At 58.9% G+C, this 20,108-nt stretch carries 19 protein-coding genes; 17 read left to right on the top strand and 2 right to left on the bottom strand.

The window, feature by feature from the left end; genetic code table 11:
• Nucleotides 1–11 precede the first annotated feature (11 nt).
• The gene (locus BED41_RS09920) at nt 12–1,889 is read right to left on the bottom strand and encodes a molybdopterin-dependent oxidoreductase (RefSeq protein WP_066745479.1); all 1,878 of its coding nucleotides are present in this window, start codon (nt 1,887–1,889) and stop codon (nt 12–14) included.
• 399 nt (nt 1,890–2,288) lie between these two features.
• On the opposite strand from BED41_RS09920, the gene pyrR reads away from it, so the two are divergent.
• From pyrR to tsaD, 13 genes are all read left to right on the top strand, one after another.
• A complete protein-coding gene (gene pyrR / locus BED41_RS09915; RefSeq protein WP_066745477.1) occupies nt 2,289–2,840 on the top strand; it encodes a bifunctional pyr operon transcriptional regulator/uracil phosphoribosyltransferase PyrR in 552 nt (183 codons plus the stop codon).
• A 13-nt stretch (nt 2,841–2,853) separates the two neighbouring features.
• The gene (locus tag BED41_RS09910; protein WP_066749217.1) at nt 2,854–3,780 is read left to right on the top strand and encodes an aspartate carbamoyltransferase catalytic subunit; all 927 of its coding nucleotides are present in this window, start codon (nt 2,854–2,856) and stop codon (nt 3,778–3,780) included.
• Nucleotides 3,780–5,084 (top strand): dihydroorotase, encoded by a 1,305-nt coding sequence (locus tag BED41_RS09905; protein WP_066745474.1) that lies wholly within the window; start codon nt 3,780–3,782, stop codon nt 5,082–5,084. Before BED41_RS09910 ends, BED41_RS09905 begins: the two co-directional genes overlap by 1 nt.
• A 133-nt stretch (nt 5,085–5,217) precedes the next feature.
• Nucleotides 5,218–5,925 (top strand): orotidine-5'-phosphate decarboxylase, encoded by a 708-nt coding sequence (gene pyrF / locus BED41_RS09900; RefSeq protein ID WP_066745471.1) that lies wholly within the window; start codon nt 5,218–5,220, stop codon nt 5,923–5,925.
• Entirely contained in the window at nt 5,925–6,524 is a 600-nt protein-coding gene (gene pyrE / locus BED41_RS09895) for an orotate phosphoribosyltransferase (RefSeq protein WP_066745468.1), read from the top strand. The genes pyrF and pyrE overlap by 1 nt, the downstream gene beginning before the upstream one ends.
• Nucleotides 6,525–7,382, top strand: a complete 858-nt coding sequence (locus BED41_RS09890) for a metal ABC transporter substrate-binding protein (RefSeq protein ID WP_084002387.1) — start codon at nt 6,525–6,527, stop codon at nt 7,380–7,382. It begins immediately after the preceding gene.
• A gap of 130 nt (nt 7,383–7,512) precedes the next feature.
• Nucleotides 7,513–8,577: an LPS export ABC transporter periplasmic protein LptC gene (locus BED41_RS09885; RefSeq protein WP_066745457.1), complete on the top strand. Its 1,065-nt coding sequence runs from the start codon at nt 7,513–7,515 to the stop codon at nt 8,575–8,577.
• Nucleotides 8,577–9,326: an LPS export ABC transporter ATP-binding protein gene (gene lptB, locus BED41_RS09880; protein WP_157102317.1), complete on the top strand. Its 750-nt coding sequence runs from the start codon at nt 8,577–8,579 to the stop codon at nt 9,324–9,326. The genes BED41_RS09885 and lptB overlap by 1 nt, the downstream gene beginning before the upstream one ends.
• A 47-nt stretch (nt 9,327–9,373) precedes the next feature.
• Complete coding sequence (murJ, locus tag BED41_RS09875; RefSeq protein WP_229712288.1) at nt 9,374–11,002, top strand: murein biosynthesis integral membrane protein MurJ; 1,629 nt, start codon at nt 9,374–9,376, stop codon at nt 11,000–11,002.
• 235 nt (nt 11,003–11,237) lie between these two features.
• A complete protein-coding gene (locus BED41_RS09870; protein WP_066745455.1) occupies nt 11,238–12,602 on the top strand; it encodes a Na+/H+ antiporter NhaC family protein in 1,365 nt (454 codons plus the stop codon).
• A 179-nt stretch (nt 12,603–12,781) separates the two neighbouring features.
• Nucleotides 12,782–13,330, top strand: a complete 549-nt coding sequence (locus tag BED41_RS09865) for a hypothetical protein (RefSeq protein WP_066745453.1) — start codon at nt 12,782–12,784, stop codon at nt 13,328–13,330.
• A complete protein-coding gene (locus BED41_RS09860) occupies nt 13,312–13,509 on the top strand; it encodes a hypothetical protein (protein ID WP_066745452.1) in 198 nt (65 codons plus the stop codon). Before BED41_RS09865 ends, BED41_RS09860 begins: the two co-directional genes overlap by 19 nt.
• Nucleotides 13,509–14,540: a tRNA (adenosine(37)-N6)-threonylcarbamoyltransferase complex transferase subunit TsaD gene (gene tsaD, locus BED41_RS09855; protein ID WP_066745450.1), complete on the top strand. Its 1,032-nt coding sequence runs from the start codon at nt 13,509–13,511 to the stop codon at nt 14,538–14,540. The genes BED41_RS09860 and tsaD overlap by 1 nt, the downstream gene beginning before the upstream one ends.
• A 310-nt stretch (nt 14,541–14,850) precedes the next feature.
• Here the strand turns inward: tsaD and BED41_RS09850 are convergent, their stop codons facing one another.
• Nucleotides 14,851–15,066, bottom strand: coding sequence for a type II toxin-antitoxin system Y4mF family antitoxin (locus BED41_RS09850; RefSeq protein WP_066745447.1), 216 nt, complete (start codon nt 15,064–15,066; stop codon nt 14,851–14,853).
• A 213-nt stretch (nt 15,067–15,279) separates the two neighbouring features.
• Here BED41_RS09850 and BED41_RS09845 point away from each other — a divergent pair, with 213 nt between their 5' ends.
• The 4 genes from BED41_RS09845 (at nt 15,280) to BED41_RS09830 (ending at nt 20,106) form a co-directional block, all read left to right on the top strand.
• Nucleotides 15,280–15,936 (top strand): redox-sensing transcriptional repressor Rex, encoded by a 657-nt coding sequence (locus BED41_RS09845; RefSeq protein ID WP_084002384.1) that lies wholly within the window; start codon nt 15,280–15,282, stop codon nt 15,934–15,936.
• Nucleotides 15,937–16,054: 118 nt separating this feature from the next.
• A complete protein-coding gene (locus BED41_RS09840; RefSeq protein WP_066745441.1) occupies nt 16,055–16,531 on the top strand; it encodes a complex I 24 kDa subunit family protein in 477 nt (158 codons plus the stop codon).
• Nucleotide 16,532: 1 nt separating this feature from the next.
• Nucleotides 16,533–18,407 (top strand): NADH-quinone oxidoreductase subunit NuoF, encoded by a 1,875-nt coding sequence (locus tag BED41_RS09835; protein ID WP_066745438.1) that lies wholly within the window; start codon nt 16,533–16,535, stop codon nt 18,405–18,407.
• A gap of 4 nt (nt 18,408–18,411) precedes the next feature.
• Complete coding sequence (locus tag BED41_RS09830; protein WP_066745435.1) at nt 18,412–20,106, top strand: [FeFe] hydrogenase, group A; 1,695 nt, start codon at nt 18,412–18,414, stop codon at nt 20,104–20,106.
• Nucleotides 20,107–20,108 lie beyond the last annotated feature (2 nt).

The following is a 20,108-nucleotide window of genomic DNA, read 5'->3' as shown; positions in this document are numbered from 1 at the left end:
GTGTCCTCCCGTTACATCTTTTCTACTGTTATAAAACACTCCGCGTAGGGCGCGCCCCTCCCCGGAGCCTCGTATGCGCTGGTCAGCCTGTTTAGTCCCGGCAGCCCCTGCATCGCCCAGGCGGTATCTTCCCCGAGGGAGCGGTCTATCGCCGCGCGCATGGTAAGTTCCGCGCCGTTGGCGGAGAGAATGCGCACCCTGTCTCCGTCCGCTATCTTTCTCTCCAGACAAAATCTTTCCGGCAGATTGACGATCGGCTCCATACACGACGCCGGAGCGTCGATATTTTGCCCGTTGATGTACAGCTCCGAGTGAACGGTGACGAGGCGCAGGTGTCCCGCCGGTATTTTCAGCGGCAGCGGCGTCGTCTCCGGCAGCCGCGCACGGGAGGCGGAGAGCTTCCAGTAGCATGGTTCGTCCCAGAGATAGAGGTTCCGCGAGACCTCGCGGAGGCGGGCGTCGACGGAGATCATCCGTCCCATTTGCGAGAAGAGCCCCCTCATATCAAGGTCGAGGCCGAGACGTTCCGCGAGGGCGCCGTATGTCTCCCAGTCGCTGCGGCACTCGCCTCGCGGGGCGGCGACGCGTTCATTGCGGCTGATGTAGCTGTGCCCGTAGCCGCCGATCCAGTCCTCCTCTTCGAGGAAGATCGAGGCGGGCAGCACAAGGTCGCAGAGCTCGGCGGTACGCGTCATAAAGACCTCGCTGCATACTTTGAAATCCACCGCGGCCAGTGCCTCCTCGATCAGCCGCGAATCGGGCGACTGCTGCGCGGGGTTGGCGCAGAGGATGTTCAGCACCCGCACGGGAGGCTCCGCCTTCAGCAGCTCGGCGGGCCAGGTGGTGACGCCGAAGCGGCGTATGTTGGAACTTTCCTCAAAAATCCCCTCGGGAAAGAGCGCCCCCTCGTCTTTGCTGAACGAGAGCCCCGCCCGCGCGTCTTCAAAGCCGCCGCAGAGCACCGCGAGGGCGAATATCCAGCGAAACTGCATGTCTCCGTGCAGATAGCGCTGCGCGCCGTAGGCGGGAATGTGGACGACGGGGTAATGCGAGAGGAGCCAGCGGTATATCTCCTCGGCGGTTTCCTCCGAAAGGCCTGCCTGCGCCAGCAGCCGCTCCATATCCGCGTTATGCAGTACCCGGAGAAATTCTCCGTGATTTACGGCACGCGCGCGCCAGCCGCGGCAGTCCCTTTTATCATCCACCAACCGGCGGCAGAGCCAGGCGGCGAGCGCCCAGTCTCCGCCCGGCGATATCCGCCAGAAGCGGTCGCTCTGCGCCGCCGTCGCCGAGAGGCGCACCTCGACGCAGGCCGTCTCCCCGCCGCCGCGCCGCAGCGCCGCGAGGCCGGGGGCCATCTGCGGCTGCGTATGGCGGCTGTTGCGTCCCCAGAAGAGCAGGCCGCGCGCCGTGGAGATATCCTCCAGAGGAACATAGGGGACGCCGAAGCCGCAGGTAGATTCTTTAAGCCCCGCCGAGCCGATGGAGGAGCAGAGGGTTCCTTTGGTTTTCGTGAAGCCGCCGAGGGCGGCGTAGAAGGCGGGGATCAGCTGTTTGGAAAAGGTCATGGAGCCCGCGCTGGCGAATGACATCACGGAGAGCGGGCCGCAGTCCTTAACTGCCGCCGATATCTTTTCGGCCCACAGGCCGAGCGCCTCATCCCAGGAAATTTTTACCCAATCCGCGCCGCGGCGCATAAGCGGATGAAGCAGCCGCCGCGGGTCGTTGATCCGTTTTATAAAACGCCGCCCCTTGGCACAGATGAAGGAGCACTGTTTGTTGGCGGGATTTACGCGCAGCTCTATGTTGCCGCCGTTTACCCGCGCGAGCATCGAGCAGGCGCAGGGGCAGTCGTAGGGGCAGGCGGTAGTTTTCCATTCGCTGTTCATTTCGTATCTCTCCATATTCATATTATAATTTAGATTTTTATATAGCGCGCGCCTTGGCCCTGTGGAAAATTCTTATCTTTTAGAGGCATAACGTTCAGCTTTTTTGGCGGAATTGAGCGTCCCGGCTTAACTTTGCCGTCTCCAGCCGGCAATTTTGTTGTTTTTTACTAATTTTTGCAACCGCTTGCATGATTAAAAAATATACTGTATAATACCATCAGTTCAAATCAAAGGGAGGCATGACGGATGAAGACGCGGATTTCACGGGAGATACGAGACCATATTGACAGCTTCGCCGTTATGCCGGGTGTTTTTTAAGAGAGACTGTTCCGTTGGGGGGCGGTCTTGTTTTTTGCGGAAATACGGATTTACAAAATAAAAGCGTAGGAGGGGTTTTTGATGGCGGAACTTAGAGAAAAGGCGAAACTGATGAACGCGCAGGATCTTAATCGCGTCATTCGCCGCATCGCCCACGAGATGGTGGAGCACAACAAGGGTACCGACAACATGGTACTGGTGGGTATCCACCGGCGCGGCGTCTACATCGCGCGCCGTCTGCAGAAGCTCATTGAAGAGGCCGAGGGCTCGAAGGTGCCCTGCGGAGAGCTGGACATCACGCTCTACCGCGACGACCTCACGACTCTTTCCGAGCAGCCGATCGTGCACAGCACGAGAATGCCGGTGGATATCTCCGGCAAGCATCTCTTCCTTGTGGACGACGTGCTCTTCACCGGACGCACCGTCCGCGCGGCCCTAGAGGCCCTTGTGGACCTTGGCCGTCCCCAGATAGTGCAGCTGGCCGTCATCATCGACCGCGGCCACCGCGAGCTCCCGATACACGCCGACATCTGCGGAAAGAACGTACCGACATCGAAAAACGAAGTAATCGAAGTAAAAGTAGAAGAACTTGACGGAAAGGACGAGGTGGTAATCTGTGAGCGCGATGCTTAACGAGATCGGACAGATGACCTGGCGTCATCGCAGCGTAATAGACCTTGACTGCTGGACAAGAGAGGAGCTCTATTTCTTCCTCGATCAGTCGCGGCATATGGAAAATGTAATGGACCGCCCCGTGAAGAAGGTCCCCGCGCTTCGCGGCAAGATGTGCGTCAACCTCTTCTTTGAGAACTCGACGCGCACCAGGGTCTCCTTCGAGCTTGCGGAGAAGATGCTCTCCGCCGACGTCGTCAACTGGTCGGTCTCCGGCTCAAGCGCCGCGAAGGGCGAGACGATGCGCGATACGGCCTGGACGCTTGAGGCGATGGGCGCGGATATCGTCGTCATGCGCCACGGAGCGGTAGGCGCGGCGCAGTACCTTGCCTCGAAGCTCAAGCGCGGCATCGTCCTCAACGCGGGCGACGGCACCCACGCGCACCCGACGCAGGCTCTGCTTGATGTTTACACGGCCTGGAAGCACTTCGGAGATCTAGAAGGCCGTAAGATCGCCCTCGTCGGCGACGTCCTTCACAGCCGCGTGGCGCGCAGCGACGTCATAGCCTTCAAGACGATGGGCTGCGAAGTGGTGCTCTCCGGACCGCCGACGCTGATGCCGAGAGAGGTCGAACAGCTCGGCGTGAAGTATGACCGCGACCCGCGCAAAGCTGTCGAGAACGCCGACATGGTCTACATGTTGAGAATACAGCGCGAGAGACAGCAGGACGGCCTCTTCCCCTCGGTCGACGAGTACCACCGCTGGTGGGGCGCCGACGAGGAGCTCATGAAATATGCCAATCCCGGCGCTCTCGCGATGCACCCCGGCCCGATAAACAGGGGCGTTGAGATCGCCTCCGAGGTTGCCGACGGACATCAGAGCGTGATACTCGAACAGGTGCGTTCAGGAGTCGCTACAAGAATGGCGCTTCTCTATCTCTGCGGCGGAGGTGCAAGGTAATGGAAAAGATTCTTTTTAAGGGTTTTAAAATATTCAATGGCAAGGAATTCATAAAGGACGACTGTCTTCTCGTCGAAGAGGGCAGGGTCGCGAAGATCGGGACGGCGCTTACCTGCGAAGGGGCGGAGGTCGTCGAGGGCGGCGGCCGTCTGCTGACCCCCGGCTTCATCGACCTTCACGCGCACTTCCGCGATCCCGGCGGCGAGTGGAACGAGGATCTTAACAGCGGCGCGCACGCGGGCGCCGCGGGCGGATTTACGACGCTCGTAGCGATGCCGAACACGAAGCCCGCGGTCTCCGAACCGGCGCTTATCGAATATGTCATAAGCCACGGGGCGGCGGCCAAGGCCGCGCGCATCCTGCCGGCGGGCTGCGTGAGCAAGAACCGCGAAGGCAAAGAGATATGCGAGATGGAAAAGATGACTGAGGCGGGCGCGGTATTCTTCACCGACGACGGCGCGCCGGTAGCCACCAGCCAGCTTCTGCGCCTCGCGCTGCTCTACACGGGGAAGAAGCTCCCCCGCGTCATGGAGCACCCCGAGGAGATCAGCCTCTTCAAGGGCGGACAGGTCCACGAGGGCCGCGTCAGCGTAATGTCCGGCCTTAAGGGCATCCCCGGAGCCTCCGAAGAGATCGACGTGGCGCGCGGCATCGCCCTTGTGCGCGACACCGGCGGACGCATCCACTTCACGCACCTCTCAAGCGCGGGCGCCGTCGAACTCATCCGCAACGCGAAACGCGCGGGGCTCGACATCACCTGCGATACAACCTTCCATCACCTCACGCTCAACGAGAACGCGGTCATCAACAGCGGATACAACTCGCGCTTCAAGGTGAACCCGCCGCTTCGCTCCGCCGAGGACCAGAAGGCGCTCTGGGAGGGTATAAAGGACGGCACGATAGACGCGATCGTCACGGATCACGCGCCGTGGCACATGGATGAGAAGGATGAGCCCTTCCAGGAGGCCCCCTTCGGAATAGCCTCCCTCGAATGCGCCGTCGCCGTGCTTCTCGACTACCGCAGCCGCAACTATCCCGACGTCCCGCTCGAACTTCTCTTCACGAAGATGACCGCCTCGCCGGCCTCGCTGCTTCCCGAAAAATGGCAGGGGCTCGGCCGCATCGAAGAGGGCGCAACCGCCGACCTCACGGTCATTGACGAGGACAGGACCCGCATCGTCGACTGCCGCACCTGGAAGAGCAAGGCCCGCTGCTGCCCCTGGGAGGGCGTCGCGCTGACGGCCTGGCCGGTGATGACCTTCGTCGAAGGCCGTAAAATCTGGCAGGACGAAGAGGAGCTCTAAGGGAAATACCGCCCGCAGCATAAAAATTCGCCGTATACCACAAGTGACGGTAATGAAGTTATAATATTGAAAGACTGACGATAGCACAACTGTGACGCGGTTGTGCTATCGTCGTACGGAGGGACGAACATATATGGATAACAATAAATGCGGACTCATTGTGGCGCTTGACCTGCCGTCGCTTGACGGTGCGAGGGATTTTCTCGACAGGCTCGACAAGGCTACAAAATATGTTAAGGTAGGGCCGCGCCTTTACGCGCTCGGCGGCGTCGCCTTCGCGAAGGAGATAATCGACCGCGGCTACGAGCTCTTTCTCGACCTCAAACTGCATGACATTCCCAATACGGTGGCCTCGGCGGTGGAGCCGCTCTCCGAGCTCGGCCTCTGGGCGCTTACCATTCACACCTCCGGCGGCTACGAGATGATGGCCCGCAGCGTCGCGATGCGCGATAAGACGGGCAGCCGCATGAAGCTGCTCGGCATCACCGTGCTTACGAGCCTCGGCGGCGAACTCTGGAGCGACGTCCACCCCGGCTGCGACATGCAGCAGGCGCTGGTTGGACGCGCGGAGACCGCTCAGCGCGCGGGACTCGACGGCATCGTCTGTTCGCCGCTCGACCTCGAACTTCTCAAGGGCCGCGCGGAAAAGCTGCTGCGCGTCGTGCCGGGAATCCGCGCTAAAAAGGTGAGCACCGAGGATCAGACGCGCGTCGCCACCGCGAAGGACGCGGCGGAGGCCGGCGCATCATATATCGTCGTCGGACGTCCGATACTGGAGGCCGCCGATCCCATCGCGGCCGCGAAGGATATACTGAAAACTCTGGGGGAGGTCTCGCACTGATGAGCTGTTCCTGCGAAAAAAATGAAGTTTCAAAAAAAATACTGGAAATGATGAAGGAGAGCGGTGCGCATCTGCAGGGTCACTTCAAGCTCACCTCCGGACTGCACAGCGACAACTACATGCAGTGCGCGCTGATGCTGCGCTATCCCAAGTTTGCCGCCTATGCCGGCGAGGAGCTCGCGAAGCTGCTTGCGCCCGCGAAACCGGACTTTATCCTTTCACCCGCCCTCGGCGGCCTGATAATCGGCCACGAGGTCGCCCGCGCGCTCGGCGTGCCATTTATATTCACCGAGAGGGTCGACGGCGAGATGCGTCTTAAAAGATTCCCGCATCCCGGCAAACTCCGCTTCGCTCTGGTGGAGGATGTCTGCACGACCGGCAAATCATCGCGTGAAGCGGCGCAGATATTGGCCGCAGACGGCGCGGAATGGGTCGCCTCCGGCAGCATCGTCGACCGCCGTTCGCCCGACTGCCTGCCGGACTGGGATCTCAAGTCTCTCGTCAAAGTCTGTTTCGCCACCTACACGGCGGAGGAGTGCCCGCTCTGCAAAGAGGGGCTTCCTCTTGTAAAGCCGGGGAGCCGTCCAGACGCGAAATAAATGAGGAAAGAATCGCCGCGGCGCGGTCTGCTTTTTATGCTGCGCCTCATGGCTTTCGCTTTGATATTGTCCTTCGGCTGCCGCGGTACGGAGGCGGCAGCCGCGGGCGTTATGAAGATCGCGGTCACTTCGCCGTGGCTCTATGAGGTCGCATCTTTTATCGGCGGCCGACAGGCGCAGGTACGCGCCCTGTCGGTATGGAACGAGGCTGGCAATACCGTCGCCACGGGGCGCCCGCGTGCCGGCGAACTGGTGATTGCATTCGACCCGGAAGACGCCGCCCGCTTAAAGATCGGCGCTCAGAATAAGAACCTCAGACTGCTTTACCAAAAGAGGCCGATGAGCGAAGCCAAGATGCGAGCGGCCTTTTTCGACCCCGCGATGCTGCCCTTCATCGCGCAGGAGATCATGAAGATCATGGCCGCCGCCGATCAGAGAAATTACTCCTATTACCAGCGGAGGCTGGCGGAATTTCAGTCGCGTATCGACAGTACGATGGGCATCGGCAGGCATCTGCTCGCGGGCGTAAATATTCTTGACCTCACCGGCGCGGAGGGGACGTGGGTGCGTTCGTCGATAACCGGCGTCGTGCGTCCTCCCGAATCAGTCTGGGCCGGATGGCTCGCGGGAGACAGCGTCGCCCTGCGCGCGGCGCTTGACGAGGCCTCGCGGCGCGGCTGGCTGCTGCTGTTAGACCCCTGGACGCCGGAGGCGATACGCTCCGCGGCCACAGCCTACCCCTACCGCCTCACGCTGCCCCTGCCGCCGAAAGATACGGAATTTTTCGTCTTTCTGCATGAAATATTCACGATCATCGCCAACCGTGTGAAGACCGGCGCGCAAAGGGCTAAAATATAGCATAACCGTAATTCTATTTACTGAAAATAATCAATACATATCATGATAAATAATGTAAAATAAATGCGCCTGAAAACATCCGGCACTGGTTGCCGTATGCTGTTATTTTAACGGAAAAGAGGAATCCTCTATGATAATAGAAAAAAAACTGCGAAGATTTTGCGCCGCGGCGGTTTTCTGTCTGATGTGCGCCGCCATTCCTGCGGCGGCTACCGAAGCTCCCGCGGAGACCGTTAAGCGCCAGAATACTCTCTCGGCCGACGACATTCAGTACAACGTGAACACCGGCGACGCCCGCGCCAAGGGCAGAGTCGTGATAACGCGGGAGGGCTCGGTACTCAAGGGCGACGAGGCCGAGGGCAACACCGATAAAGAGATCATGACGATCCGCGGCAATGTGAGCGGTAACTTTCCCGAACAGCAGGCGACGCTGAAATCCGAGAGCGCCACCTGGACCGGGGACAAGACTAAAAAGACCGACGGTACCGTGGAGGCCTTCGGCGACGTGCTGCTGACGCGCGCGCCCAAGGACAGGCTCAACGCCGACTATGTACTCTGGGAGATAGGCACCGAAAACTATAAGGCCAGGGGCAATGTCGACGGCATCATGCAGAACAAGATCCTCAAGGCTGCCGAGGCGACGAGGACGGGAGATAAATTCTGGGCGCGCGACGTGCGCCGTTACGAGGACCTTGCAGAGAAGTTCGCCCTCTCCGCGAAGACCGTGGAGGGCCGCCTCGCCAAGGACGCGAAGAGCGGAGAAGAGGTCCTTCAGGAGATGGTGGCTGATAAAAACGTGGTCTTCGACTATGTGGACCGCGAGGGACTCAAGACCCGGGTCACCGGCGACAAGGCCGTCTATTCAAAGGCGAGGGGGACGGTCGTCATCTCCGGCAATACGAAGGCTGTACGCAGCGACGGCAAGACCGTGACCGCAGACACTATGGTAGTACATGAAGATACGCGCAACATCGAGGCGCGTGGAAACTCAAAGATAGTATTCGTCGTTGAGGAGAAGGCCAAGAAAAAGGATGACGGCGCTAAAAACTCCGGTACGGCGAAGGGCGGTGTTCCCGTTAAAAAGGAGCCGCTGGTGGAAGTTCCGAAAGAACCGGCCTCCGCCGATAAAAAACCAGTTGTGGAGAAAAATCCTCCTCAGCTCTCAGATCAGGAAAAAAACTGGGTGGAAGAATAATGGCCCGCCAGATGATAGAGAAAGACGCGACAATACTCCGCGCCGACAGACTTGTTAAGGCCTTCGGCGGACGCCGCGTCGTAGACGAAGTCAGTATCGAAATAAAGAAGGGTGAGATCATCGGGCTGCTTGGTCCGAACGGCGCGGGGAAGAGTACGACCTTCTATATGATCGTAGGCCGTATCCTGCCCGATTCCGGCAGCGTCTGGCTCGGTGATACGCAGCTCTCCGACCAGCCGATGTACCAGCGCGCGCGTGCCGGTATCGGTTATCTGCCGCAGGAGGCCTCAGTATTCAGAAGCCTTACCGTGCGTCAGAATCTCGACCTCGTTCTTGAGGAATCGGGAGTGCCGCGCGACGTGCGCGGGGACAAGATAAGCTATCTGCTTGGAGAATATGGTCTGAGCCATCTCGCCGATACCAAGGCCGTCGCCCTCTCCGGAGGCGAGCGCCGCCGCGTCGAGATCGCGCGCTGTCTTGCGCTGGAGCCGCTTTTCATACTGCTGGACGAGCCGTTCAGCGGCATTGACCCGATCGCGGTCGCCGACCTGCAGTCGATAATCCGCGACCTTAAAGACCGCGGCTACGGCATACTCCTCACCGACCACAACGTTCGCGAGACCCTCTCGATAACGGACAGGGCCTATCTCATCTATGAGGGAAAGGTCTTCCTCGAGGGTAAGCCCGATTACATAACCGAAAACAAAGACGCCCGCAAGTTCTACCTTGGCGAAGACTTCAGCTGGTGATGCTGGAAGCCCCGAGAGAGAAAGCCTCCCCGTCGGAGACGGAAGAGATGTCAGTCGAAGCGGAGGGCGTTCCCGGTAACGAAACAAGAGATCAAGAAAAACCCACAGGGGGCGAGCGTCCGGATGCGTTAACCGGCATGGTCTTCCATGCGATGCGTATGATGGCCGGTACCCTCGTGAGCCGCGTGCTGGGGCTCGTCCGTGAAATGCTCACGGCGGCGCTCTTCGGCGCGACGCGCCAGCTGGATGCCTTCTTTGTAGCCTACACGCTCGCAAACCTTGCGCGGCAGCTGCTCGCGGAGGGCGCGCTCTCCGCCTCCTTCGTACCGGTCTTTTCCCGTACCCTCTCCGCCGACGGTCAGGACAGGGCGCGCAAGCTCGCGAACGAGGCTTTGACGGTGCTGATATTCGGCTGCAGCCTCGTCGTCGCCGTCGGCCTCATCTTCGCGCCGCTCTTCGTCGACATCATGGCGCCCGGCTTTGTCTCGCACGAGCGCCTGCTCGCGATCTCGCTGACGCGCATAATGTTTCCCTTCCTCATGCTGGTCTCAGTCGGCGCGCTGGCGATGGGGGTGCTGAACAGCATGGGCAGCTTCTTTGTTCCCGCTATCGCGCCCGCCCTCAGCAACCTTGTCTATATCCTCTTCCTGCTGGCGATGCGGAGCCGGCTCTCGATCTGGAACCTCGCGGTCGCGGTGCTGCTCGGCGGGGCTTTTCATATGTTCCTGCAGGTCTACTGGTGCGGCAGGCTGAAGATGAGACTCTGTCCCGCGATGCCCAACCGTCACGATCCGCAGCTGCGCAGCATGATGGTGCTCTTTCTGCCCTACGCGGCGGGACTCTCTTTGAATCAGCTCAACCCCGTGATCAGCAGGATGCTCGGCTCCTATCTCTCCGCCGGTTCTATCTCTGTGCTCACCTATGCGGACCGCGTGCTTCAGCTGCCGCTGGGCCTCTTTGTTATCGCCATCTCCCAGGCGGTACTGCCGATGCTCTCACGGCAGGACCCGAACAATACGGGGGAATTCCGTGACTTTATCCGCGACGCGATGCGTTTCAACCTCTTTGTCGTGCTGCCGGTGGCGGCGGGACTCTGCGTCGTCTCCAGCGAGGTCGTTCACATACTCTTCTACCGGGGAGCCTTTTCTGAATGGGCGTGGCACGCCACCGCGACGGCGCTCTCCCTCTACGCCTTCGGGCTGCCGGGGATGGCGAGCAGCACGGTGATAATGCGCGCGATATACGCGCGACGCATGCCGCGCGCCGCGGTGATGATAACCGGCGTCACCGTCGCCGTGAACCTCTGCGCGAGCGTCGTGCTGATGCGCCTCTTTGCCTATGCGGGCCTCGCCGCGGCCTCGGCGGCCGCCTTCACCTCGGCGAGCCTGTTCGCCGCCTGGATGCTTTCGCGCAATATCGGTGAACGGCTCGGCATATTTGAGATAAAGTGGCTTTGGCGGGTGCTGACGCCCCTTTTGCTGATGGTAGGCGCGCTGCTGGCCTTCAAATATCTTTTACCATATCCCGCGGAGGCGAGGCTTATCCTGCGGGTGCTTTGGCTCGCCTCCGCGATGGCTGGCAGCGCTTTGATCTACGCCGCCGCCACGATGGCCCTGCGCTGCCCCGAGTGGCGCTGGATAAAGGACGCGGCAGGAGGAAAGGCCAAAAGGCAATAGTCCGCAGCTTAAAAAATACTGCTGTGAAGCGGCAATTTGCCGCTTCCTTCTTATCAAGTCTCTATATTCAGAATACTTATTTGTTCAGATGACATAAGAAAGACAACACGGCTGTACAGGGCGGCGAAAGGGTGCTAACATTCGCCCCGTTTGCCTGCCGTGCCTCATGTGTAACAACCTGTGAACGCCGACATTGATGCAAATCTCAAAAATATCTGAAAGCTGAGTGAGCTCTATGTATTTTCTGTTGTCGTTTCTCCTCTTCGTGACCTCGATTGCCGTATGCCTTGTATATAGCTATCAGATGGTCTATGCGATGATTCTGGGCTATGTACTGCTCGCCGCCGCCGCGATGCGCCGCGGCAGCCGCCTCTCCACGGTGCTGCGGGCCTCGGCGCTGGGCGTGAAAGAGGCGCTGCTCGTCATTGAGATACTGCTTCTCATCGGGCTGCTGACCGCCGAATGGCGCGCCGGCGGCGTGATCGCCTTCTTTGTCTACCATGGCGTAGGTCTGATAACGCCGAAGCTCTTTATCCTAATAGCCTTCCTTCTTACCTGCTTTATCTCCTATGCCCTCGGCACGAGCATCGGTGTCGCTGGCACCGCGGGCGTCATCCTGATGGCCATCGCGCGCTCGGGCGGCGTGAACGAACTGCTTGCCGCAGGCGCGATACTCTCCGGCGTCTACTTTGGCGACCGCTGTTCGCCTACCGCCTCGAGCGCGAACCTCATCGCCGCGCTTACCAAAACAGACCTTTACGGCAACGTGAGCCGGATGTTCCGTACCGCGCTGATCCCGACGGTGGTCTGCATCGCCGCCTATTGCTTCCTCTCTTTCAATAATCCGCTCTATATCTCAAACGCGGGATATCTTGCGGAGATAAAGAAGGACTTTGTGATCAGCTGGTGGGCGCTGCTGCCGGTCGCCGTGATGTTTTGCTTCCCGCTTATGAGGATCAGGGTCAAATACGCGCTGATCGTAAGCTCGGCTGCGGCCTGCCTCATCGCCTGCGCCGTTCAGGGAGAGAGCGCCGCGGAGCTGCTTCATACGGCGGTCTTCGGTTACTATCCGCAGGATGCGGTCATGGGGGATCTCTGGAACGGCGGCGGCCTGGTGTCGATGGCCGGCATCATCATGATACTCGCGATATCCAGCACCTATGCGAAGATACTCTCCGTCTCCGGCCTCCTGCGTCAGCTGAACGAGATCGTGGAGGCGATGATGCGGCGGATCGGCAAATCATGCACCGTGATACTGTCGAGCCTCTTCGCCTCGGGAATATTCTGCAGCCAGATAACCTCCTGCATCATGGCGGCCACCCTCCTGAAAAAACAGTACACGAAGCGCGGCCAGCCTAAGGAAGAGCTTGCCCTAGACCTTGAAAACTCGCTGGTGATTATCGCGCCGATGGTGCCGTGGTGCCTCTCATGCTCTGTGCCGCTGAAGCTGCTCGGCGTCGGTGTGGAGGCGCTCCGCTGGGAATTTTATATATTCCTTATACCCATATGCTACTTCCTCGGAAAAGAGATACATTTTCGCCGCGCGTCGGTGTACAGGCGCTTTCTGAGATCATGGCTGGGTTCGTACCGCTTTTTATAGACCGGCTGAACGCTGCGGTTTCTTCAGGGGTGTACCGCGGACGGCGAACTTTCATGTGTTTATCCTGTCCGTGGGAAAAGAGTTTATAACGCGGCTCATATTATGCTATGATATTCAGCTGTAGGGGGGTAAAGATAAAAACCCTCCTATAGCTGAAAACTTTTTTGAAGGAGAGTAAAATGAAAAAATCATTTGCAGCGGCCATCGCGATAGTTGCGTTTGTAATATTTTCGGTTCAGGCCGCCCTTGCCGGTCCCTCCAATACAGCGCAGGATGTGTCGGAGCTTCTTGACGAACGGCAGACCGATATATGGGTGGAGGGCGAGCGTTTCGGCGATATGGTGCTCGGCGCGCGCGGCGCGATGCAGGTAATTTACGTCGACGATAAGCTATCCAAGTCGATCGCCGCCGATAGCCGTCTTCAGCCCTGGGTATATGACATGGCGCAGTATTACGGTACGGACGCCACCCGTAAAAAGAGGCTCTTCATAGCCCACATTGACGTCTATAAGCCCTGGGATTTCGATTACACTCAGGTATTCATCGGCGGCTATCATCTGCAAAAGGGGGACATTCTCTCCTCAAGCATGACGAATCCCTTCGGCCCTATGGCGTCGAAGAGTGACGGTTACTTCGCCTTTGCGGTTCCGAGCGCGGAGGTCAAAGCCGGCAAAGAGATAAAGATTGGTTACGGAGATGATTCTGAGACATGGAAAGTTCCCAAGTAGAGGCTCTGCACATCTATAAATGCGCCGAATGCGGGCTCGTCTTCGAGACGGAGACCTTTGCCGAAAAATGCCCGCAGTGCCGCTGCCGCGTGCTCATCCACCAAAAGGGCGAGATGCGGCGCGCTAAGGGGTGTAACTGCGGCGGAAGCTGTGCCGGCTGCGGAGGCTGCTCACACTGATGGCTGAGGGCGGTAAAAGGTTTTTGACTCTTGGTATCGAGTCCAGCTGCGACGACACCGCGCTCGCGGTGCTTGAGGGAGGCCATGGGCTGCTAGCTGAGGTCATATCGAGCCAGATAGACTCACACAGCGTCTACGGCGGTGTGGTGCCGGAGCTTGCCTCGCGTATGCACCAGGAGGCGATCCTGCCGCTGCTTGAGAGCGTGCTCGCCAAGGCGGGAATCGGGGAGCCGGCGAAGGAGCTGAGCCTGATCGCCGTGACCTCCGGCCCCGGGCTCATGGGTTCTCTGCTTGTCGGCGTGATGACGGCGAAGGCCCTATCGCAGGGATGGGGGGTGCCGCTGATTGGAGTCAACCACCTGGAGGGGCATATCTTTGCCAATGCCGCCGTCTCGGAGGAGCTTAAACCGCCATTCATCTCGCTGATAGTCTCCGGCGGACATACCGAGGTGGTGCTTGTGCGCGCCTTCGGCGACTATGAGCTGCTTGGCTCGACACGCGACGACGCGGCGGGCGAGGCCTACGATAAGGTGTCAAAGGTGCTGGGACTCGGTTATCCCGGCGGCCCGATAATAGACAGGCTTGCCGCCGACGGAGACCCTAACGCCTTCCAGCTGCCACTGCCGCTGGCCTCGACGAAGGAGATAGAATTCAGTTTCAGCGGCCTCAAGACCGCCGCAATGACGCTCATCGGGAAAGAGACGGCGCTCGGCGAGGAATTTCCGCTCGCGGACCTCTGTGCCTCCTTTCAAAAGGCCGTCGTCGACAGCCTGATGGGGAAGATAAAGCTCGCCGTGAAGCGTACCGGCGTGAAGCGCCTCACCGTATCGGGCGGCGTCGCCGCGAACTCCGGACTGCGCGCCGCGCTTGCGGAATACTCGCGTGACAGGGGAGTGGAGCTCTTTCTGCCGCCGCGCGGTATGTGTACCGACAACGCGGTGATGATCGCCGCCGCCGGGTACAGCTCCTACATGCGCGGAAACCGCTCAGATCTGCATCTGTCGCCGAATCCGTCGTGGAGCATCTGGTAAATCGGCGTTTATACGCGCCGCTGACTTAGCTCAACAAGGCCGGAAAATCCTTGACGCACCGAAGTGCGCCTGCGGTTTTCCGGCCTTATTTCGCGTCGTCATCGACACGTCTAAACGCCGATTTACTTCTGGTGGGAAAAGAGGTAAACAGCGATTCATATTCCTTCTGTCTTTTGCCAATGCGTTTGCCATGTTATAAAAGATGATTTATTTGGTTGTTTTGTATCTTAATTGTGTAAAATGTTTTTCCTTGCAGTATGGCTCGCCTGCGGGACGCCCGAAAAAATTAACGACACAGCGGCGCAGAGGCTCACTCATCGTCTCGCTCCATCGGTACAGGTCCCAGCTCCAGTCCAAAGAGAAAGAGCAGGTCGTTTACCTTATCCATGCGCAGCGTCTTCTTGCCGCACTCCAGCTCACGGATAAAGCGCAGCCCGACTCCAGCCCGTTCCGCCGCCTCTACTTGGGTGAGGTGTAATTTTTTCCGGTTTTTTTTCACAGTTATAGCAAGATTATTCTTATTCAAAAAATCACCCCGAATGGGTATAAAATATGCTTTTGCGGCAAAATATACACCATATATGGTATAAAATCAATGTGTTTAGAGAGGATATATTCCATATCGATAAGCAGACTGAAAGATTTATCCTGCGTTTTCTCAGAATAGGGGTTGCATATTTTTATTATCGATATATAATTATCGATAATAAACGATGTGAGAGTAATGGAGGGTGAGCAGGTGCCTAATACAAAACCTTTAAGCATATCAAGACAATCTCTGCAGCGAATGCCGCTCTATCTTGAACACCTCAAAAAGCTGCGCGCCGATGGCAGCAGCCATGTGTCGGCGGCCTTTCTCGCGGGAGAGCTGGGGCTTCACCCCGTGCAGGTGAGAAAAGATCTCGCCGCCGTCTCCAAGGTCGACGGAAACCCGCGTATCGGCTTTGCCCTGGAGGGGCTTATCGAGGATATGGAAGAGTTCCTGGGCTGCAAAAACGCTCATGAGGCGGTGGTCGCCGGTGTGGGCAATCTTGGCCGCGCCCTTCTTTCATATAAAAATTTCGACCGCTACGGCCTTTCGATCATCGCCGGATTCGATAGCGACCCCGCGGTGATCGGGAGCACCGTGCACGGCAAGGAGATATTCGACGTCTCGCGGCTGACGGAGCTCTGCGGACGTTTCACTGTCCACATCGGCATCATCACGGCTCCCGCGCAGTACGCGCAGGATATCTGCGACGCGATGGTACGCGGCGGCATCAAGGCGATCTGGAACTTTGCGCCGGCGCACCTCAATGTCCCCGGCGATGTGATAATCTCGAATGAAAATCTCGCCGCTTCGTTCGCGGCGCTCTCCAGCAGGCTGCGTCAGCGCCAGGAAAGTCTCTGTATTTAACCGGTAACCGGCAGCAAAATTAAAAGCGATCGTCCGTCTGCTCCGCGGTGGTGCGGGGTACTGATGGCGCTTGCCCTGAAAAGGGCGATACAAATAAATAAAAAAGAGGGATGTTATCGTGACAGAAAAATTTGATTACTCGCTCATCGATAAGATACTTGAGGCTCATGAATCCTCGAGTACGGCCGTTATCGCGATATTGCAGGATATTCAGGAGCATTACCGCTATCTGCCCCGTGAGATTTTTCCCTACCTCTCGAAGAAGCTGAGGGTTCCTCAGGCGCGCATATACAGCGTAGCCACCTTTTATGAGAATTTTTCCCTCAACCCGAAGGGAAAATTTGTAATCAAAGTCTGCGACGGCACCGCCTGTCACGTGCGCAAATCGATCCCCATCCTAGACCGTCTGCGCTCCGAGCTGGCACTCTCCGATAAAAAGGTGACGACCGACGACCTTGGCTTCACCGTGGAGACCGTCTCCTGCCTCGGCGCCTGCGGTCTCGCGCCGGTACTCACCGTAAACGACAAAGTCTATCCCGCGATGACGCCCGATAAGGCCTCCGAGCTCGTCGCCGCGCTCAAGGAGGAGCTCTAAGATGATAAAGGGACGCGAAGAACTTCAGAAACTGCGCAAAATTTACGCCGCCAGCCTCGGCGAGGAAGACAAAAAAATCCTCATCTGCGCCGGTACCGGCTGTATATCGAGCGGCTCCCTGGAGATATATGACGAGCTGAAAAAGATCATGACGGAGCGCGGTATCAATGTCGCAGTCGAACTTAAAGAGGAGCCGCACGAACATTCCGTCGGGCTGAAAAAGTCCGGCTGCCACGGCTTCTGCGAGATGGGGCCGCTGGTGCGTATCGAACCACAGGGCTGGCTCTACGTCAAGGTGAAGCCGGAGGACTGCGCGGAGATCGTGGAAAAGACGATAATCGGCGGCACCCACATCGAACGCCTCGCCTATCAGAAAGGCGGTGAGGTCTTCAAGAAACAGGACGAGATCCCCTTCTATAAAAAACAGACGCGCCATGTCCTCGAGCACTGCGGCCACATCGACGCCACCTCCATCAAAGAATATCTCGCGATCGGCGGCTATTCGGCCTTTGAGCGCGCTCTCTTCGATATGGACGGCGACGAAATTGTCGGAATGATTGAGGAATCAAACCTTCGCGGGCGCGGCGGCGGCGGATTTCCCACAGGCCGTAAATGGAGCCAGGTAAAACGCCAGAAGGCGGCGCAAAAATATATCGTCTGCAACGGCGACGAGGGCGACCCCGGAGCCTTTATGGACAGAAGCATCATGGAGGGAGACCCGCACCGCATGCTGGAGGGCATGATGATCGCCGGACTCGCCTGCGGAGCGCAGAACGGCTACATCTACGTGCGCGCCGAATATCCGATGGCGGTCTCGCGGCTGCGCACCGCGATCGCGCAGGCGGAGGAGTTGGGGCTCCTCGGCGACGACATCCTCGGCAGCGGCTTCTCCTTCCATATGCACATAAACCGCGGCGCGGGCGCGTTCGTCTGCGGCGAGGGCAGCGCTCTGACCGCCTCCATCGAGGGTAAGCGCGGCATGCCGCGCGTCAAGCCGCCGCGTACCGTGGAGCATGGCCTCTTTGACAGCCCGACGGTGCTCAACAACGTTGAGACCTTTGCCAACGTGCCGCTTATCATCAATAAGGGCGTGGCGTGGAACAAGGAGCTCGGCCCTGAAAAGAGCCCGGGAACGAAGGCCTTCGCGCTGACGGGAAATATTGAAAACACCGGACTGATAGAGGTGCCGATGGGCACGACGCTGCGCGAGATCGTCTTCGAGGTCGGCGGCGGCATGCGCGGCGGCGCGGATTTCAAGGCGGTACAGATCGGCGGACCCTCAGGCGGCTGCCTCACGGCAAAGGACCTTGACCTGCCCCTCGACTTTGATTCGCTGACGGCGGCGGGGGCGATGATCGGCTCCGGCGGCCTCGTCGTCATGGACAGCAAGACCTGCATGGTCGAGGTGGCGCGCTTCTTTATGAACTTCACGCAGAACGAGTCCTGCGGCAAGTGCGTTCCCTGCCGCGGCGGCACGAAACAGATGCTTGCCATTCTTGAGCGTATCGTCGCCGGCGAGGGGCGAGAGGGTGACATCGAACTGCTGCTCGAGCTTGCCGACATGATCTCGCACACCGCGCTCTGCGGGCTCGGAAAGACCGCCGCCCTTCCCGTGGTGAGCACCATCAAAAATTTCCGTGAGGAATACGAGGCGCATATCAATAAAAAATACTGTCCCGTCGGCGCCTGTGCGAAGCTAAAGAGCTTCGAGATAGATCCCGCGCTCTGCAAAGGCTGTTCCAAGTGCGCGCGCGGCTGTCCCACCGAGGCCATCAGCGGCAAGATAAAAGAACCCTTCACGATCGACAAAGATAAGTGCATCAAATGCGGCGCGTGCGTCACCGCATGCCCCTTCCACGCAGTCAAGGAGGTCTAGTGAGATGGATACGAAAAAATATATGATGATAGACGGGCTCCCCGTTGAAATAGAGGACGAAAAGAATATCCTTGAGGTTATCCGCAAGGCTGGTATCAAGCTTCCGACCTTCTGCTACTATTCGGAGCTCTCCATCTACGGCGCCTGCCGCATGTGCATGGTGGAGAATAAATGGGGCGGTCTTGACGCGGCCTGCTCGACCCCGCCCAAAGAGGGTATGGAGATATGGACGAACACCGGCCGTCTCCGCAAATACCGCAAGATGATCCTTGAACTTCTGCTCGCCGACCACTGCCGCGACTGCACCACCTGCAACAATAACGGCAAATGCAAATTACAGGACCTCGCGATGCGCTTCAACATCGAGGGCGTGCGTTTCCCGAACGGAGCGGAGACGCCCCGCCGCGACGAGTCGTCGCTCTGTATCACGCGCGACCACAACAAGTGCATCCTCTGCGGCGACTGCGTGAGAATGTGCAACGAAATACAGCAGGTCGGCGCGATCGACTTCGCGGGGCGCGGCTCAAAAATGACGATCAGCACCGTCTTTGACATCCCCATCTGCGAAAGCGTCTGCGTCGGCTGCGGCCAGTGCGCCGCCGTCTGCCCGACGGGCGCGATCGTGATAAAGAACGACAGCGCGCGGGTCTGGAAGGCGCTCGACGAAAAAGAGACGCGCGTCTCCGTGCAGATAGCCCCCGCGGTGCGCGTCGCGCTCGGCAAAGAGCTTGGCATCGGCGACGGCGAAAACGCGATGGGGCTCATCGTCGCGGCGCTGCGCCGGATGGGCTTCAACGAGGTATTTGACACCTCGACGGGCGCGGACCTCACGGTGCTTGAAGAATCGGCGGAGTTTCTCGCGCGTCTCGGCAAGGGCGAACACGAGATGCCGCTCTTCACCTCCTGCTGTCCCGCCTGGGTCAGCTACGCGGAAAAGAACGAGCCGGAAGTGGTTAAAAACCTCTCCACCTGCCGCTCGCCGATGCAGATGTTCGCCGCGGTGATTAAGGAACACCACAAACATTCGCCGAGAAAGCATGTACATGTGGCGGTCATGCCCTGCACGGCGAAAAAGGCGGAGGCGGCGCGCGAGGAATTCCGCGGCGAGCTGGGACCCGACGTTGACTACGTAATCACCACGCAGGAGCTCATTCAGATGATAAAAGAGTCCGGCATCGTATTCTCAGAGCTTGAGCCGGAGGCGGTCGACATGCCCTTCGGCACGATGAGCGGCGCTGGCGTCATCTTCGGAGTCACAGGCGGCGTCACCGAGGCGGTACTGCGCCGGGTAATCTCTGACAAATCGGCGGCGGCGCTCCGTACGATCGCCTTTAAAGGTGTGCGCGGCGGCGAGGGAATCAAAGTGGCGACGGTGAAATACGGGGACAGGGAGCTTAAGATTGCGGTGGTCAGCGGCCTTGGAAACGCCCATGAGCTGATAAAACGCATCAAGGAGGGCGAACACTACGACTTTGTGGAGGTCATGGCCTGCCCCGGCGGCTGTGTCTGCGGCGCTGGACAGCCCTTCATCCTCCGCGAAGGCAAAGTGAGCCGCGCCAAGGGACTCTACTCGGCGGACAAGATGTCGAGCATCAAACGTTCGGAGGAGAACCCGCTCATGCTTTCGCTCTACAGCGGGCTGCTGAAGGGGCGCGTCCACGAGCTGCTCCACGTACACTACCACGCGAAGGAGGCATAGTC

The sequence above is a fragment of the Cloacibacillus porcorum genome, assembly GCF_001701045.1.
In the GTDB taxonomy this organism is placed as follows: domain Bacteria; phylum Synergistota; class Synergistia; order Synergistales; family Synergistaceae; genus Cloacibacillus; species Cloacibacillus porcorum.
This window is presented reverse-complemented; position numbering and strand designations above follow the sequence as displayed.

Excerpts from the sequence above, each read along its gene's own strand:
- BED41_RS09920 (WP_066745479.1), bottom strand. The coding sequence starts at position 1,889 with ATGAACAGCGAATGGAAAACTACCGCCTGCCCCTACGACTGCCCCTGC.
- pyrR (WP_066745477.1), top strand. The coding sequence starts at position 2,289 with ATGGCGGAACTTAGAGAAAAGGCGAAACTGATGAACGCGCAGGATCTT.
- BED41_RS09910 (WP_066749217.1), top strand. The coding sequence starts at position 2,854 with ATGACCTGGCGTCATCGCAGCGTAATAGACCTTGACTGCTGGACAAGA.
- BED41_RS09905 (WP_066745474.1), top strand. The coding sequence starts at position 3,780 with ATGGAAAAGATTCTTTTTAAGGGTTTTAAAATATTCAATGGCAAGGAA.
- pyrF (WP_066745471.1), top strand. The coding sequence starts at position 5,218 with ATGGATAACAATAAATGCGGACTCATTGTGGCGCTTGACCTGCCGTCG.
- pyrE (WP_066745468.1), top strand. The coding sequence starts at position 5,925 with ATGAGCTGTTCCTGCGAAAAAAATGAAGTTTCAAAAAAAATACTGGAA.
- BED41_RS09890 (WP_084002387.1), top strand. The coding sequence starts at position 6,525 with ATGAGGAAAGAATCGCCGCGGCGCGGTCTGCTTTTTATGCTGCGCCTC.
- BED41_RS09885 (WP_066745457.1), top strand. The coding sequence starts at position 7,513 with ATGATAATAGAAAAAAAACTGCGAAGATTTTGCGCCGCGGCGGTTTTC.
- lptB (WP_157102317.1), top strand. The coding sequence starts at position 8,577 with ATGGCCCGCCAGATGATAGAGAAAGACGCGACAATACTCCGCGCCGAC.
- murJ (WP_229712288.1), top strand. The coding sequence starts at position 9,374 with ATGTCAGTCGAAGCGGAGGGCGTTCCCGGTAACGAAACAAGAGATCAA.
- BED41_RS09870 (WP_066745455.1), top strand. The coding sequence starts at position 11,238 with ATGTATTTTCTGTTGTCGTTTCTCCTCTTCGTGACCTCGATTGCCGTA.
- BED41_RS09865 (WP_066745453.1), top strand. The coding sequence starts at position 12,782 with ATGAAAAAATCATTTGCAGCGGCCATCGCGATAGTTGCGTTTGTAATA.
- BED41_RS09860 (WP_066745452.1), top strand. The coding sequence starts at position 13,312 with ATGGAAAGTTCCCAAGTAGAGGCTCTGCACATCTATAAATGCGCCGAA.
- tsaD (WP_066745450.1), top strand. The coding sequence starts at position 13,509 with ATGGCTGAGGGCGGTAAAAGGTTTTTGACTCTTGGTATCGAGTCCAGC.
- BED41_RS09835 (WP_066745438.1), top strand. The coding sequence starts at position 16,533 with ATGATAAAGGGACGCGAAGAACTTCAGAAACTGCGCAAAATTTACGCC.
- BED41_RS09830 (WP_066745435.1), top strand. The coding sequence starts at position 18,412 with ATGGATACGAAAAAATATATGATGATAGACGGGCTCCCCGTTGAAATA.